Source organism: Chryseobacterium sp. MEBOG06 (genome assembly GCF_021869765.1).
In the GTDB taxonomy this organism is placed as follows: Bacteria; Bacteroidota; Bacteroidia; order Flavobacteriales; family Weeksellaceae; genus Chryseobacterium.
In genome coordinates this window covers 634107-649744 of sequence record NZ_CP084580.1, presented here as the reverse complement: position 1 = coordinate 649744, position 15638 = coordinate 634107, and the positions used below count along the sequence as shown (strand labels likewise).

The 15638-nt window shown below is 44.9% G+C and carries 6 tRNA genes and 7 rRNA genes; all 13 read right to left on the bottom strand.

The features are described from left to right. Positions 1-119: 119 nt before the first annotated feature. Positions 120-193, bottom strand: a tRNA-Ala gene (locus LF887_RS02950). Positions 194-280: 87 nt separating this feature from the next. Continuing rightward, positions 281-354: transfer RNA gene (locus tag LF887_RS02945), tRNA-Ile, on the bottom strand. Positions 355-558: 204 nt separating this feature from the next. Further along, positions 559-2075: ribosomal RNA gene (locus LF887_RS02940) — 16S ribosomal RNA — on the bottom strand. A 1196-nt stretch (positions 2076-3271) separates the two neighbouring features. Further along, positions 3272-3379 (bottom strand): 5S ribosomal RNA (gene rrf / locus LF887_RS02935). A 145-nt stretch (positions 3380-3524) separates the two neighbouring features. Continuing rightward, positions 3525-6282: ribosomal RNA gene (locus tag LF887_RS02930) — 23S ribosomal RNA — on the bottom strand. A gap of 203 nt (positions 6283-6485) precedes the next feature. Then, positions 6486-6559: transfer RNA gene (locus LF887_RS02925), tRNA-Ala, on the bottom strand. Positions 6560-6646: 87 nt separating this feature from the next. Then, positions 6647-6720, bottom strand: a tRNA-Ile gene (locus tag LF887_RS02920). 204 nt (positions 6721-6924) lie between these two features. Then, a 16S ribosomal RNA gene (locus LF887_RS02915) occupies positions 6925-8441 on the bottom strand. A gap of 1140 nt (positions 8442-9581) precedes the next feature. After that, a 5S ribosomal RNA gene (gene rrf, locus LF887_RS02910) occupies positions 9582-9689 on the bottom strand. A 141-nt stretch (positions 9690-9830) separates the two neighbouring features. Next, a 23S ribosomal RNA gene (locus tag LF887_RS02905) occupies positions 9831-12588 on the bottom strand. A gap of 203 nt (positions 12589-12791) precedes the next feature. Next, positions 12792-12865 (bottom strand) — tRNA-Ala (locus tag LF887_RS02900). Between the two features lie 87 nt (positions 12866-12952). Beyond that, positions 12953-13026, bottom strand: a tRNA-Ile gene (locus LF887_RS02895). A gap of 204 nt (positions 13027-13230) precedes the next feature. After that, positions 13231-14747 (bottom strand): 16S ribosomal RNA (locus tag LF887_RS02890). Together the 16S, 23S and 5S rRNA genes with 6 tRNA genes alongside form the textbook arrangement of a ribosomal RNA operon. Positions 14748-15638 lie beyond the last annotated feature (891 nt).

The following is a 15638-nucleotide window of genomic DNA, read 5'->3' as shown; positions in this document are numbered from 1 at the left end:
TATCTCTTTGTGATGTCTTTACCGTTAATGTCAATGATCTTAATGTCTTCTCTTCAAACTGATGAACAAATGTTGTTTTTGGCTCCATTCGTAACTTTTAAATCAGTCATCCAAAACTGTGGAGAATAAGGGAGTCGAACCCTTGACCTCCTGCGTGCAAGGCAGGCGCTCTAGCCAGCTGAGCTAATTCCCCCTCTAGTAGACTAAGAGATTAAAGATGCTGGATTCAAGATTTACATCTCGCCTCCTGGCTCTTTCATCTTCCCGTCTTTTTAATTAGTAGTCTCGGGCAGGCTCGAACTGCCGACCTCTACATTATCAGTGTAGCGCTCTAACCAGCTGAGCTACGAGACTGTCTGTCAGACTAAATTCAGATAACAGATACCAGATTAACTGACTCTTTTATCTTCATCCTTGTCTCTCTCAATCCCTATACTAATTTCTAGTGGGTTTTGTATTATTATATATATAGCAACCAAATAAAAAACTAAAGCTTCTCTTTAAGTAAGTGCATGTATCTTGCGATACTAATTTTGTTTATCGTCTAAAGACGCTCTAAAATGAGATGTTCCAGCCGCACCTTCCGGTACGGCTACCTTGTTACGACTTAGCCCTAGTTACCTGTTTTACCCTAGGCAGCTCCTGTTACGGTCACCGACTTCAGGTACCCCAGACTTCCATGGCTTGACGGGCGGTGTGTACAAGGCCCGGGAACGTATTCACCGCGCCATGGCTGATGCGCGATTACTAGCGATTCCAGCTTCATAGAGTCGAGTTGCAGACTCCAATCCGAACTGAGACCAGCTTTCGAGATTTGCATCACATCGCTGTGTAGCTGCCCTCTGTACTGGCCATTGTATTACGTGTGTGGCCCAAGGCGTAAGGGCCGTGATGATTTGACGTCATCCCCACCTTCCTCTCTACTTGCGTAGGCAGTCTCACTAGAGTCCCCAACTTAATGATGGCAACTAGTGACAGGGGTTGCGCTCGTTGCAGGACTTAACCTAACACCTCACGGCACGAGCTGACGACAACCATGCAGCACCTTGAAAAATGTCCGAAGAAAAGTCTATTTCTAAACCTGTCATTTCCCATTTAAGCCTTGGTAAGGTTCCTCGCGTATCATCGAATTAAACCACATAATCCACCGCTTGTGCGGGCCCCCGTCAATTCCTTTGAGTTTCATTCTTGCGAACGTACTCCCCAGGTGGCTAACTTATCACTTTCGCTTAGTCTCTGAATCCGAAAATCCAAAAACGAGTTAGCATCGTTTACGGCGTGGACTACCAGGGTATCTAATCCTGTTCGCTCCCCACGCTTTCGTCCATCAGCGTCAGTTGTTGCTTAGTAACCTGCCTTCGCAATTGGTGTTCTAAGTAATATCTATGCATTTCACCGCTACACTACTTATTCCAGCTACTTCAACAACACTCAAGACCTGCAGTATCAATGGCAGTTTCACAGTTAAGCTGTGAGATTTCACCACTGACTTACAGATCCGCCTACGGACCCTTTAAACCCAATAAATCCGGATAACGCTTGCACCCTCCGTATTACCGCGGCTGCTGGCACGGAGTTAGCCGGTGCTTATTCGTATAGTACCTTCAGCTAGATACACGTATCTAGGTTTATCCCTATACAAAAGAAGTTTACAACCCATAGGGCAGTCGTCCTTCACGCGGGATGGCTGGATCAGGCTCTCACCCATTGTCCAATATTCCTCACTGCTGCCTCCCGTAGGAGTCTGGTCCGTGTCTCAGTACCAGTGTGGGGGATCACCCTCTCAGGCCCCCTAAAGATCGTTGACTTGGTGAGCCGTTACCTCACCAACTATCTAATCTTGCGCGTGCCCATCTCTATCCACCGGAGTTTTCAATAAAAAACGATGCCGTCTCTTATATTATGGGGTATTAATCTTCCTTTCGAAAGGCTATCCCCCAGATAAAGGCAGGTTGCACACGTGTTCCGCACCCGTACGCCGCTCTCTCGTTTCCGAAGAAACAATACCGCTCGGCTTGCATGTGTTAGGCCTCCCGCTAGCGTTCATCCTGAGCCAGGATCAAACTCTCCATTGTATGTTTGTCTGACTCACTCAAAGTTTTGACGCTTTAGTTTTTTCCTTACTTGGTTGTTATATTGTATGTCAATGATCTTTATATCTTCCGCTTTTTAATGAAGCACTCTATTCTGTCAGTGGCGCTCCATATTTGCGAGTGCAAAAGTAAAACTTTATTTCGTTATGACCAAATGTTTTGAAAGAAAAATTTAAAGTTTTTTAAGTAACCTTAACTCCCTTCCTTAACCTCAATCCCGATACTCCTGCGCTCCCCTATTTGGGACTGCAAAGATAAGAACTTCTTTTTAACCCGCAAATTTTATTATCTAAAATTTTAAAGTTTATTTCCAGATCTTCTCTCTTTAAAGTATACTGTTTCTGCTTATCTAAAAGCCCTTCTGCGCTTACTGAAGCTCTTTCGTTTTTCAGTGGGGCAAAGATAGAAACTTATACCTTACACAGCAAACTTATTTAACATAAAGTTTAAATAGATTCCGTTTTGTGGAAAAATATAAGCATAAAGATCTTATACAAAGGGCTTTAAAAGAATACCAGAGTTATCCACAATGAGTGTTGATAATTATACAGAGGGAACTGAGGGCCTACATATCTATATCGTAAATGCTTAAGTTTATAAATAAGTGGTAAAAATGCTTTGGGTATTCTAGAGTAAATACAATGGAGAATGGAAAGTGAATAGTGGAAAATGGAGAGTTGAGAATTGAGAATGATTGATTGAGGGTAGAGAATGAGGGAGCCGGAGTCATTAACGCCGATCTACAGGTCTTTGTCATTACGTGGGAATCTACAATGAATAATGGAGAATGGAGAGTTGAGAATGATTGATTGAGGGTAGAGAATGAGGGTTCCGGAGTCATTAACGTCGATCTGCAGTCTTTGTTATTGCGTGGGAATCTACAATGAATAATGGAGAGTTGAAAATGGAGAATAAATATAAATGGGATCAGTCTCAAAAGTTGGGGGGAATGTTTAGTGGTTGTATCTTTGCTTAGCCCCCAACTTTTGCACCTGATCCTATAAATGTGTTGTAATCATAAGGAAGGAGTTATAAGAAAGACTATCCTTATTCAATAGAAGCGGGGTTTAGCCCGGCTGATATAGATTATGATTAGATTAGACTAGACTAGATCAGATCATATAGATAAAAAAAAATCCTTTATCGTTATGATAAAGGATTTTTAAAAATAAAATAAAAACTGGCGGCGACCTACTCTCCCGCTTTCGCAGTACCATCGGAGCTGGTGGGCTTAACTTCTGTGTTCGGAATGGGAACAGGTGAGCCCCACCGCTAAAACCACCCTAAAGAAGGTATATAAGGTTGCAGGTTAGAGGTAAAAGGCTGCAGGCTTATCCTGCTTCCTAATAGCCAACATCTGCTACCTGGTTTATTATTCGATAAAAACTTTCACAAAGAGGTAACCTTGCTGCACTTCCGTGCGCCATATTAGGCTATAAATCTACGGGTAATTAGTACTACTTGGCTATGACATTACTGTCTTTACACCTATAGCCTATCAACGTCGTCATCTCCAACGACCCTTAAAAGATGTCTCATCTTGAGGCGAGTTTCGCACTTATATGCTTTCAGTGCTTATCTCTTCCAAACGTAGCTACTCAGCAGTGCACCTGGCGGTACAACTGATACACCAGAGGTTTGTTCAATTCGGTCCTCTCGTACTAGAATCAAGCCCTCTCAAACATCTAACGCCCGCAATAGATAGAGACCGAACTGTCTCACGACGTTCTGAACCCAGCTCGCGTGCCACTTTAATGGGCGAACAGCCCAACCCTTGGGACCTTCTCCAGCCCCAGGATGTGACGAGCCGACATCGAGGTGCCGAACCTCCCCGTCGATGTGAGCTCTTGGGGGAGACTAGCCTGTTATCCCCGGAGTACCTTTTATCCTATGAGCGATGGCCCTTCCATACGGAACCACCGGATCACTATGTCCTGCTTTCGCACCTGATCGACTTGTAGGTCTCACAGTCAAGCACCCTTATGCCATTACACTCTACGCACGGTTACCAAGCGTGCTGAGGGTACCTTTGAAAGCCTCCGTTACTCTTTTGGAGGCGACCACCCCAGTCAAACTACCCACCACGCAATGTCCTTCCATACAGAAGTTAGGCTCCAAGTAAGTAAAGGGTGGTATTTCAACGTTGGCTCCACAAACACTAGCGTGCCTGCTTCAAAGCCTCCCACCTATCCTACACATTACTTACTCAAAGTCAATACGAAGTTATAGTAAAGGTTCACAGGGTCTTTTCGTCCCATTGCGGGTACTCGGCATCTTCACCGAGACTACAATTTCACAGAGCTCATGGTTGAGACAGTGCCCAGATCGTTACACCATTCGTGCAGGTCGGAACTTACCCGACAAGGAATTTCGCTACCTTAGGACCGTTATAGTTACGGCCGCCGTTTACTGGGGCTTCAGTTAATGCCTTCGGTTTAACCCTAAGCACCTTCCTTAACCTTCCAGCACCGGGCAGGTGTCAGACCCTATACTGCATCTTTCGATTTTGCAGAGTCCTGTGTTTTTGATAAACAGTCGCCTGGGCCTCTTTACTGCGGCCACCATTGCTGATGGCGTCTCTTCTCCCGAAGTTACGAGACTATTTTGCCTAGTTCCTTAACCATGATTCACTCTAGCACCTTAGGATTCTCTCCTCGACTACCTGTGTCGGTTTTGGTACGGGTTGCTTCACTTCGGCTTTTCTTGGAAGCACTTTCCCTACAGCAGCTTCGCCCGAAGGCTAGGCCTTGACTATTCCGTCAGTCTCCAGTAAGTACGGCACTCCGTCCCCTTTTTAGTGTGAGCAAGTATGGGAATATTAACCCATTGTCCATCCACTACCCCTTTCGGGTTCGCGTTAGGTCCCGACTAACCCTCAGCTGATTAGCATGGCTGAGGAAACCTTAGTCTTTCGGTGAGCGGGTTTCTCGCCCGCTTTATCGTTACTTATGCCTACATTTTCTTTTCTATCCGCTCCACAATACCTCACAGTACTGCTTCGGCGCAAATAGAATGCTCTCCTACCAGATGTATATAAATACAAATCCATAGCTTCGGTAATATGTTTATGCCCGATTATTATCCATGCCGGACCGCTCGACTAGTGAGCTGTTACGCACTCTTTAAATGAATGGCTGCTTCCAAGCCAACATCCTAGCTGTCAATGCAGTCCAACCGCGTTGCTTCAACTTAACATATATTTGGGGACCTTAGCTGTTGGTCTGGGTTCTTTCCCTCTCGGACATGGACCTTAGCACCCATGCCCTCACTGCCGACGAACATTTATTAGCATTCGGAGTTTGTCAGGAATTGGTAGGATTTGACTCCCCCGCATCCAATCAGTAGCTCTACCTCTAATAAACTTAACATCGACGCTGCACCTAAATGCATTTCGGAGAGTACGAGCTATCTCCCAGTTTGATTGGCCTTTCACCCCTACCCACAGGTCATCCGAAGACTTTTCAACGTCAACCGGTTCGGTCCTCCACTCTGTGTTACCAGAGCTTCAACCTGCCCATGGGTAGATCACAAGGTTTCGCGTCTAATCCTACTAACTATACGCCCTATTCAGACTCGCTTTCGCTCCGGCTCCGGTACTTAATACCTTAACCTCGCTAGTAAAATTAACTCGTAGGCTCATTATGCAAAAGGCACGCCGTCACACCATATAGGTGCTCCGACCGCTTGTAGGCGTACGGTTTCAGGTTCTATTTCACCCTTCTATTCGAAGTGCTTTTCACCTTTCCTTCACAGTACTTGTTCACTATCGGTCTTTCAGGAGTATTTAGCCTTGGAGGATGGTCCCCCCATATTCAGACAGGATTTCACGTGTCCCGCCCTACTCATTTATCACTCAAATATGCCTTTCATATACGGGGCTATCACCCGCTACGGCTGTTCTTTCCAGAACATTCTATTAAACATATATCAGCTTTTGGGCTAATCCGCTTTCGCTCGCCACTACTTACGGAATCTCTTCGATTTCTTTTCCTCCGGGTACTTAGATGTTTCAGTTCTCCGGGTTTGCTCCTCTTACGAGGTGACTGGTCTTCAACCAGCCGGGTTGCCCCATTCGGACATCTGCGGATCAATTCGTGTGTGCCAATCCCCGCAGCTTTTCGCAGCTTACCACGTCCTTCGTCGCCTCTGAAAGCCTAGGCATCCGCCATACGCCCTTAACGATTTCTTTCCTAATAATTATATTAGTTCAGTATTTTTTGATAAATTAAATTTATCGATATTTTTATAAACTCGGCACTCGAAAGTGCTCGGTTATCTCTTTGTGATGTCTTTACCGTTAATGTCAATGATCTTAATGTCTTCTCTTCAAACTGATGAACAAATGTTGTTTTTGGCTCCATTCGTAACTTTTAAATCAGTCATCCAAAACTGTGGAGAATAAGGGAGTCGAACCCTTGACCTCCTGCGTGCAAGGCAGGCGCTCTAGCCAGCTGAGCTAATTCCCCCTCTAGTAGACTAAGAGATTAAAGATGCTGGATTCAAGATTTACATCTCGCCTCTTGGCTCTTTCATCTTCCCGTCTTTTTAATTAGTAGTCTCGGGCAGGCTCGAACTGCCGACCTCTACATTATCAGTGTAGCGCTCTAACCAGCTGAGCTACGAGACTGTCTGTCAGACTAAATTCAGATAACAGATACCAGATTAACTGACTCTTTTATCTTCATCCTTGTCTCTCTCAATCCCTATACTAATTTCTAGTGGGTTTTGTATTATTATATATATAGCAACCAAATAAAAAACTAAAGCTTCTCTTTAAGTAAGTGCATGTATCTTGCGATACTAATTTTGTTTATCGTCTAAAGACGCTCTAAAATGAGATGTTCCAGCCGCACCTTCCGGTACGGCTACCTTGTTACGACTTAGCCCTAGTTACCTGTTTTACCCTAGGCAGCTCCTGTTACGGTCACCGACTTCAGGTACCCCAGACTTCCATGGCTTGACGGGCGGTGTGTACAAGGCCCGGGAACGTATTCACCGCGCCATGGCTGATGCGCGATTACTAGCGATTCCAGCTTCATAGAGTCGAGTTGCAGACTCCAATCCGAACTGAGACCAGCTTTCGAGATTTGCATCACATCGCTGTGTAGCTGCCCTCTGTACTGGCCATTGTATTACGTGTGTGGCCCAAGGCGTAAGGGCCGTGATGATTTGACGTCATCCCCACCTTCCTCTCTACTTGCGTAGGCAGTCTCACTAGAGTCCCCAACTTAATGATGGCAACTAGTGACAGGGGTTGCGCTCGTTGCAGGACTTAACCTAACACCTCACGGCACGAGCTGACGACAACCATGCAGCACCTTGAAAAATGTCCGAAGAAAAGTCTATTTCTAAACCTGTCATTTCCCATTTAAGCCTTGGTAAGGTTCCTCGCGTATCATCGAATTAAACCACATAATCCACCGCTTGTGCGGGCCCCCGTCAATTCCTTTGAGTTTCATTCTTGCGAACGTACTCCCCAGGTGGCTAACTTATCACTTTCGCTTAGTCTCTGAATCCGAAAATCCAAAAACGAGTTAGCATCGTTTACGGCGTGGACTACCAGGGTATCTAATCCTGTTCGCTCCCCACGCTTTCGTCCATCAGCGTCAGTTGTTGCTTAGTAACCTGCCTTCGCAATTGGTGTTCTAAGTAATATCTATGCATTTCACCGCTACACTACTTATTCCAGCTACTTCAACAACACTCAAGACCTGCAGTATCAATGGCAGTTTCACAGTTAAGCTGTGAGATTTCACCACTGACTTACAGATCCGCCTACGGACCCTTTAAACCCAATAAATCCGGATAACGCTTGCACCCTCCGTATTACCGCGGCTGCTGGCACGGAGTTAGCCGGTGCTTATTCGTATAGTACCTTCAGCTAGATACACGTATCTAGGTTTATCCCTATACAAAAGAAGTTTACAACCCATAGGGCAGTCGTCCTTCACGCGGGATGGCTGGATCAGGCTCTCACCCATTGTCCAATATTCCTCACTGCTGCCTCCCGTAGGAGTCTGGTCCGTGTCTCAGTACCAGTGTGGGGGATCACCCTCTCAGGCCCCCTAAAGATCGTTGACTTGGTGAGCCGTTACCTCACCAACTATCTAATCTTGCGCGTGCCCATCTCTATCCACCGGAGTTTTCAATAAAAAACGATGCCGTCTCTTATATTATGGGGTATTAATCTTCCTTTCGAAAGGCTATCCCCCAGATAAAGGCAGGTTGCACACGTGTTCCGCACCCGTACGCCGCTCTCTCGTTTCCGAAGAAACAATACCGCTCGGCTTGCATGTGTTAGGCCTCCCGCTAGCGTTCATCCTGAGCCAGGATCAAACTCTCCATTGTATGTTTGTCTGACTCACTCAAAGTTTTGACGCTTTAGTTTTTTCCTTACTTGGTTGTTATATTGTATGTCAATGATCTTTATATCTTCCGCTTTTTAATGAAGCACTCTCTTCTGTCAGTGGCGCTCCATATTTGCGAGTGCAAAAGTAAAACTTTATTTCGTTATGACCAAATGTTTTGAAAGAAAAATTTAAAGTTTTTTAAGTAACCTTAACTCCCTTTCTTAACCTCAATCCCGATACTCCTGCGCTCCCCTATTTGGGACTGCAAAGATAAGAACTTCTTTTTAACCCGCAAATTTTATTATCTAAAATTTTAAAGTTTATTTCCAGATCTTCTCTATTTAAAGTATACTGTTTCTGCTTATCTAAAAGCCCTTCTGCGCTTACCGAATCTCTTTCGTTTTTCAGTGGGGCAAAGATAGAAACTTATACCTTACACAGCAAACTTATTTAACATAAAGTTTAAATAGATTCCGTTTTGTGGAAAAATATAAGCATAAAGATCTTATACAAAGGGCTTTAAAAGAATACCAGAGTTATCCACAATGAGTGTTGATAATTATACAGAGGGAAGTGAGGGCCTACATATCTATATCGTAATGCTTAAGTTTATAAATAAGTGGTAAAAATGCTTTGGGTATTCTAGAGTAAATACAATGGAGAATGGAAAGTGAATAGTGGAAAATGGAGAGTTGAAAGTTGAGAATGATCGATTGAGGGGGCCGGAGTCATTAACGCCGATCTACAGGTATTTGTCATTGCGTGGGAATCTACAATGAATAATGGAGAATGGAGAATGGAAAGTTGAGAATGATTGATTGAAGGTAGAGAATGAGTGGTCCGGAGTCATTAACGCCGATCTGCAGTCTTTGTTATTGCGTGGGAATCTACAATGAATAATGGATAATGGAAAGTTGAAAGTTGAGAATAAATATAAATGTGTTGTGATCATAAGGAAGGAGTTATGAGAAAGGATAAGAAAGACTATCCTTATTCAATAGAAGCGGGCTTTAGCCCGGCTGATATAGATTATGATTAGATTAGACTAGACTAGACTAGACTAGACTAGATCAGATCATATAGATACAAAAAAAAATCCTTTATCGTTATGATAAAGGATTTTTAAAAATAAAATAAAAACTGGCGGCGACCTACTCTCCCGCTTTCGCAGTACCATCGGAGCTGGTGGGCTTAACTTCTGTGTTCGGAATGGGAACAGGTGAGCCCCACCGCTAAAACCACCCTAAAGAAGGTATATAAGGTTGCAGGTTAGAGGTAAAAGGCTGCAGGCTTATCCTGCTTCCTAATAGCCAACATCTGCTACCTGGTTTATCGATAAAAACTTTCACAAAGAGGTAACCTTGCTGCACTTCCGTGCGCCATATTAGGCTATAAATCTACGGGTAATTAGTACTACTTGGCTATGACATTACTGTCTTTACACCTATAGCCTATCAACGTCGTCATCTCCAACGACCCTTAAAAGATGTCTCATCTTGAGGCGAGTTTCGCACTTATATGCTTTCAGTGCTTATCTCTTCCAAACGTAGCTACTCAGCAGTGCACCTGGCGGTACAACTGATACACCAGAGGTTTGTTCAATTCGGTCCTCTCGTACTAGAATCAAGCCCTCTCAAACATCTAACGCCCGCAATAGATAGAGACCGAACTGTCTCACGACGTTCTGAACCCAGCTCGCGTGCCACTTTAATGGGCGAACAGCCCAACCCTTGGGACCTTCTCCAGCCCCAGGATGTGACGAGCCGACATCGAGGTGCCGAACCTCCCCGTCGATGTGAGCTCTTGGGGGAGACTAGCCTGTTATCCCCGGAGTACCTTTTATCCTATGAGCGATGGCCCTTCCATACGGAACCACCGGATCACTATGTCCTGCTTTCGCACCTGATCGACTTGTAGGTCTCACAGTCAAGCACCCTTATGCCATTACACTCTACGCACGGTTACCAAGCGTGCTGAGGGTACCTTTGAAAGCCTCCGTTACTCTTTTGGAGGCGACCACCCCAGTCAAACTACCCACCACGCAATGTCCTTCCATACAGAAGTTAGGCTCCAAGTAAGTAAAGGGTGGTATTTCAACGTTGGCTCCACAAACACTAGCGTGCCTGCTTCAAAGCCTCCCACCTATCCTACACATTACTTACTCAAAGTCAATACGAAGTTATAGTAAAGGTTCACAGGGTCTTTTCGTCCCATTGCGGGTACTCGGCATCTTCACCGAGACTACAATTTCACAGAGCTCATGGTTGAGACAGTGCCCAGATCGTTACACCATTCGTGCAGGTCGGAACTTACCCGACAAGGAATTTCGCTACCTTAGGACCGTTATAGTTACGGCCGCCGTTTACTGGGGCTTCAGTTAATGCCTTCGGTTTAACCCTAAGCACCTTCCTTAACCTTCCAGCACCGGGCAGGTGTCAGACCCTATACTGCATCTTTCGATTTTGCAGAGTCCTGTGTTTTTGATAAACAGTCGCCTGGGCCTCTTTACTGCGGCCACCATTGCTGATGGCGTCTCTTCTCCCGAAGTTACGAGACTATTTTGCCTAGTTCCTTAACCATGATTCACTCTAGCACCTTAGGATTCTCTCCTCGACTACCTGTGTCGGTTTTGGTACGGGTTGCTTCACTTCGGCTTTTCTTGGAAGCACTTTCCCTACAGCAGCTTCGCCCGAAGGCTAGGCCTTGACTATTCCGTCAGTCTCCAGTAAGTACGGCACTCCGTCCCCTTTTTAGTGTGAGCAAGTATGGGAATATTAACCCATTGTCCATCCACTACCCCTTTCGGGTTCGCGTTAGGTCCCGACTAACCCTCAGCTGATTAGCATGGCTGAGGAAACCTTAGTCTTTCGGTGAGCGGGTTTCTCGCCCGCTTTATCGTTACTTATGCCTACATTTTCTTTTCTATCCGCTCCACAATACCTCACAGTACTGCTTCGGCGCAAATAGAATGCTCTCCTACCAGATGTATATAAATACAAATCCATAGCTTCGGTAATATGTTTATGCCCGATTATTATCCATGCCGGACCGCTCGACTAGTGAGCTGTTACGCACTCTTTAAATGAATGGCTGCTTCCAAGCCAACATCCTAGCTGTCAATGCAGTCCAACCGCGTTGCTTCAACTTAACATATATTTGGGGACCTTAGCTGTTGGTCTGGGTTCTTTCCCTCTCGGACATGGACCTTAGCACCCATGCCCTCACTGCCGACGAACATTTATTAGCATTCGGAGTTTGTCAGGAATTGGTAGGATTTGACTCCCCCGCATCCAATCAGTAGCTCTACCTCTAATAAACTTAACATCGACGCTGCACCTAAATGCATTTCGGAGAGTACGAGCTATCTCCCAGTTTGATTGGCCTTTCACCCCTACCCACAGGTCATCCGAAGACTTTTCAACGTCAACCGGTTCGGTCCTCCACTCTGTGTTACCAGAGCTTCAACCTGCCCATGGGTAGATCACAAGGTTTCGCGTCTAATCCTACTAACTATACGCCCTATTCAGACTCGCTTTCGCTCCGGCTCCGGTACTTAATACCTTAACCTCGCTAGTAAAATTAACTCGTAGGCTCATTATGCAAAAGGCACGCCGTCACACCATATAGGTGCTCCGACCGCTTGTAGGCGTACGGTTTCAGGTTCTATTTCACCCTTCTATTCGAAGTGCTTTTCACCTTTCCTTCACAGTACTTGTTCACTATCGGTCTTTCAGGAGTATTTAGCCTTGGAGGATGGTCCCCCCATATTCAGACAGGATTTCACGTGTCCCGCCCTACTCATTTATCACTCAAATATGCCTTTCATATACGGGGCTATCACCCGCTACGGCTGTTCTTTCCAGAACATTCTATTAAACATATATCAGCTTTTGGGCTAATCCGCTTTCGCTCGCCACTACTTACGGAATCTCTTCGATTTCTTTTCCTCCGGGTACTTAGATGTTTCAGTTCTCCGGGTTTGCTCCTCTTACGAGGTGACTGGTCTTCAACCAGCCGGGTTGCCCCATTCGGACATCTGCGGATCAATTCGTGTGTGCCAATCCCCGCAGCTTTTCGCAGCTTACCACGTCCTTCGTCGCCTCTGAAAGCCTAGGCATCCGCCATACGCCCTTAACGATTTCTTTCCTAATAATTATATTAGTTCAGTATTTTTTGATAAATTAAATTTATCGATATTTTTATAAACTCGGCACTCGAAAGTGCTCGGTTATCTCTTTGTGATGTCTTTACCGTTAATGTCAATGATCTTAATGTCTTCTCTTCAAACTGATGAACAAATGTTGTTTTTGGCTCCATTCGTAACTTTTAAATCAGTCATCCAAAACTGTGGAGAATAAGGGAGTCGAACCCTTGACCTCCTGCGTGCAAGGCAGGCGCTCTAGCCAGCTGAGCTAATTCCCCCTCTAGTAGACTAAGAGATTAAAGATGCTGGATTCAAGATTTACATCTCGCCTCTTGGCTCTTTCATCTTCCCGTCTTTTTAATTAGTAGTCTCGGGCAGGCTCGAACTGCCGACCTCTACATTATCAGTGTAGCGCTCTAACCAGCTGAGCTACGAGACTGTCTGTCAGACTAAATTCAGATAACAGATACCAGATTAACTGACTCTTTTATCTTCATCCTTGTCTCTCTCAATCCCTATACTAATTTCTAGTGGGTTTTGTATTATTATATATATAGCAACCAAATAAAAAACTAAAGCTTCTCTTTAAGTAAGTGCATGTATCTTGCGATACTAATTTTGTTTATCGTCTAAAGACGCTCTAAAATGAGATGTTCCAGCCGCACCTTCCGGTACGGCTACCTTGTTACGACTTAGCCCTAGTTACCTGTTTTACCCTAGGCAGCTCCTGTTACGGTCACCGACTTCAGGTACCCCAGACTTCCATGGCTTGACGGGCGGTGTGTACAAGGCCCGGGAACGTATTCACCGCGCCATGGCTGATGCGCGATTACTAGCGATTCCAGCTTCATAGAGTCGAGTTGCAGACTCCAATCCGAACTGAGACCAGCTTTCGAGATTTGCATCACATCGCTGTGTAGCTGCCCTCTGTACTGGCCATTGTATTACGTGTGTGGCCCAAGGCGTAAGGGCCGTGATGATTTGACGTCATCCCCACCTTCCTCTCTACTTGCGTAGGCAGTCTCACTAGAGTCCCCAACTTAATGATGGCAACTAGTGACAGGGGTTGCGCTCGTTGCAGGACTTAACCTAACACCTCACGGCACGAGCTGACGACAACCATGCAGCACCTTGAAAAATGTCCGAAGAAAAGTCTATTTCTAAACCTGTCATTTCCCATTTAAGCCTTGGTAAGGTTCCTCGCGTATCATCGAATTAAACCACATAATCCACCGCTTGTGCGGGCCCCCGTCAATTCCTTTGAGTTTCATTCTTGCGAACGTACTCCCCAGGTGGCTAACTTATCACTTTCGCTTAGTCTCTGAATCCGAAAATCCAAAAACGAGTTAGCATCGTTTACGGCGTGGACTACCAGGGTATCTAATCCTGTTCGCTCCCCACGCTTTCGTCCATCAGCGTCAGTTGTTGCTTAGTAACCTGCCTTCGCAATTGGTGTTCTAAGTAATATCTATGCATTTCACCGCTACACTACTTATTCCAGCTACTTCAACAACACTCAAGACCTGCAGTATCAATGGCAGTTTCACAGTTAAGCTGTGAGATTTCACCACTGACTTACAGATCCGCCTACGGACCCTTTAAACCCAATAAATCCGGATAACGCTTGCACCCTCCGTATTACCGCGGCTGCTGGCACGGAGTTAGCCGGTGCTTATTCGTATAGTACCTTCAGCTAGATACACGTATCTAGGTTTATCCCTATACAAAAGAAGTTTACAACCCATAGGGCAGTCGTCCTTCACGCGGGATGGCTGGATCAGGCTCTCACCCATTGTCCAATATTCCTCACTGCTGCCTCCCGTAGGAGTCTGGTCCGTGTCTCAGTACCAGTGTGGGGGATCACCCTCTCAGGCCCCCTAAAGATCGTTGACTTGGTGAGCCGTTACCTCACCAACTATCTAATCTTGCGCGTGCCCATCTCTATCCACCGGAGTTTTCAATAAAAAACGATGCCGTCTCTTATATTATGGGGTATTAATCTTCCTTTCGAAAGGCTATCCCCCAGATAAAGGCAGGTTGCACACGTGTTCCGCACCCGTACGCCGCTCTCTCGTTTCCGAAGAAACAATACCGCTCGGCTTGCATGTGTTAGGCCTCCCGCTAGCGTTCATCCTGAGCCAGGATCAAACTCTCCATTGTATGTTTGTCTGACTCACTCAAAGTTTTGACGCTTTAGTTTTTTCCTTACTTGGTTGTTATATTGTATGTCAATGATCTTTATATCTTCCGCTTTTTAATGAAGCACTCTCTTCTGTCAGTGGCGCTCCATATTTGCGAGTGCAAAAGTAAAACTTTATTTCGTTATGACCAAATGTTTTGAAAGAAAAATTTAAAGTTTTTTAAGTAACCTTAACTCCCTTCCTTAACCTCAATCCCGATACTCCTGCGCTCCCCTATTTGGGACTGCAAAGATAAGAACTTCTTTTTAACTCACAAATTTTATTATCTAAAATTTTAAAGTTTATTTCCAGATCTTCTCTATTTAAAGTATACTGTTTCTGCTTATCTAAAAGCCCTTCTGCGCTTACCGAATCCCTTTCGTTTTTCAGTGGGGCAAAGATAGAAACTTATACCTTACACAGCAAACTTATTTAACATAAAGTTTAAATAGATTCCGTTTTGTGGAAAAATATAAGCATAAAGATCTTATACAAAAGGCTTTAAAAGAATCCTAGAGTTATCCACAATTGTGAAATTATATTTTTGGATGTCTTGTAGGGCTGTTTTGTCTCCTTTTTATTTATTAGAAAGGTCTTCCTTGTCTATATTATAATATAGAACCTCATCATTTATTGCTGGATAAAGTACAATAGATCAGAATCTGAACTGAAGAGAGTATACTTGATAGTTTTTGCTAAAGTTATTTTGGGAGAGGAATGGTTTGTTCTGAGTTCCATATCTTAATTGGATTACTATTCTAGCCCCGATAGTAACGGTTACCCCGCAACATGGATTGGAAAGCCTTAAGATTCGGCTGTAGGCAAAGCTGGCGTGAGGAGTATGAGTGGATAGCGGGAAAAAGCTCCTTAT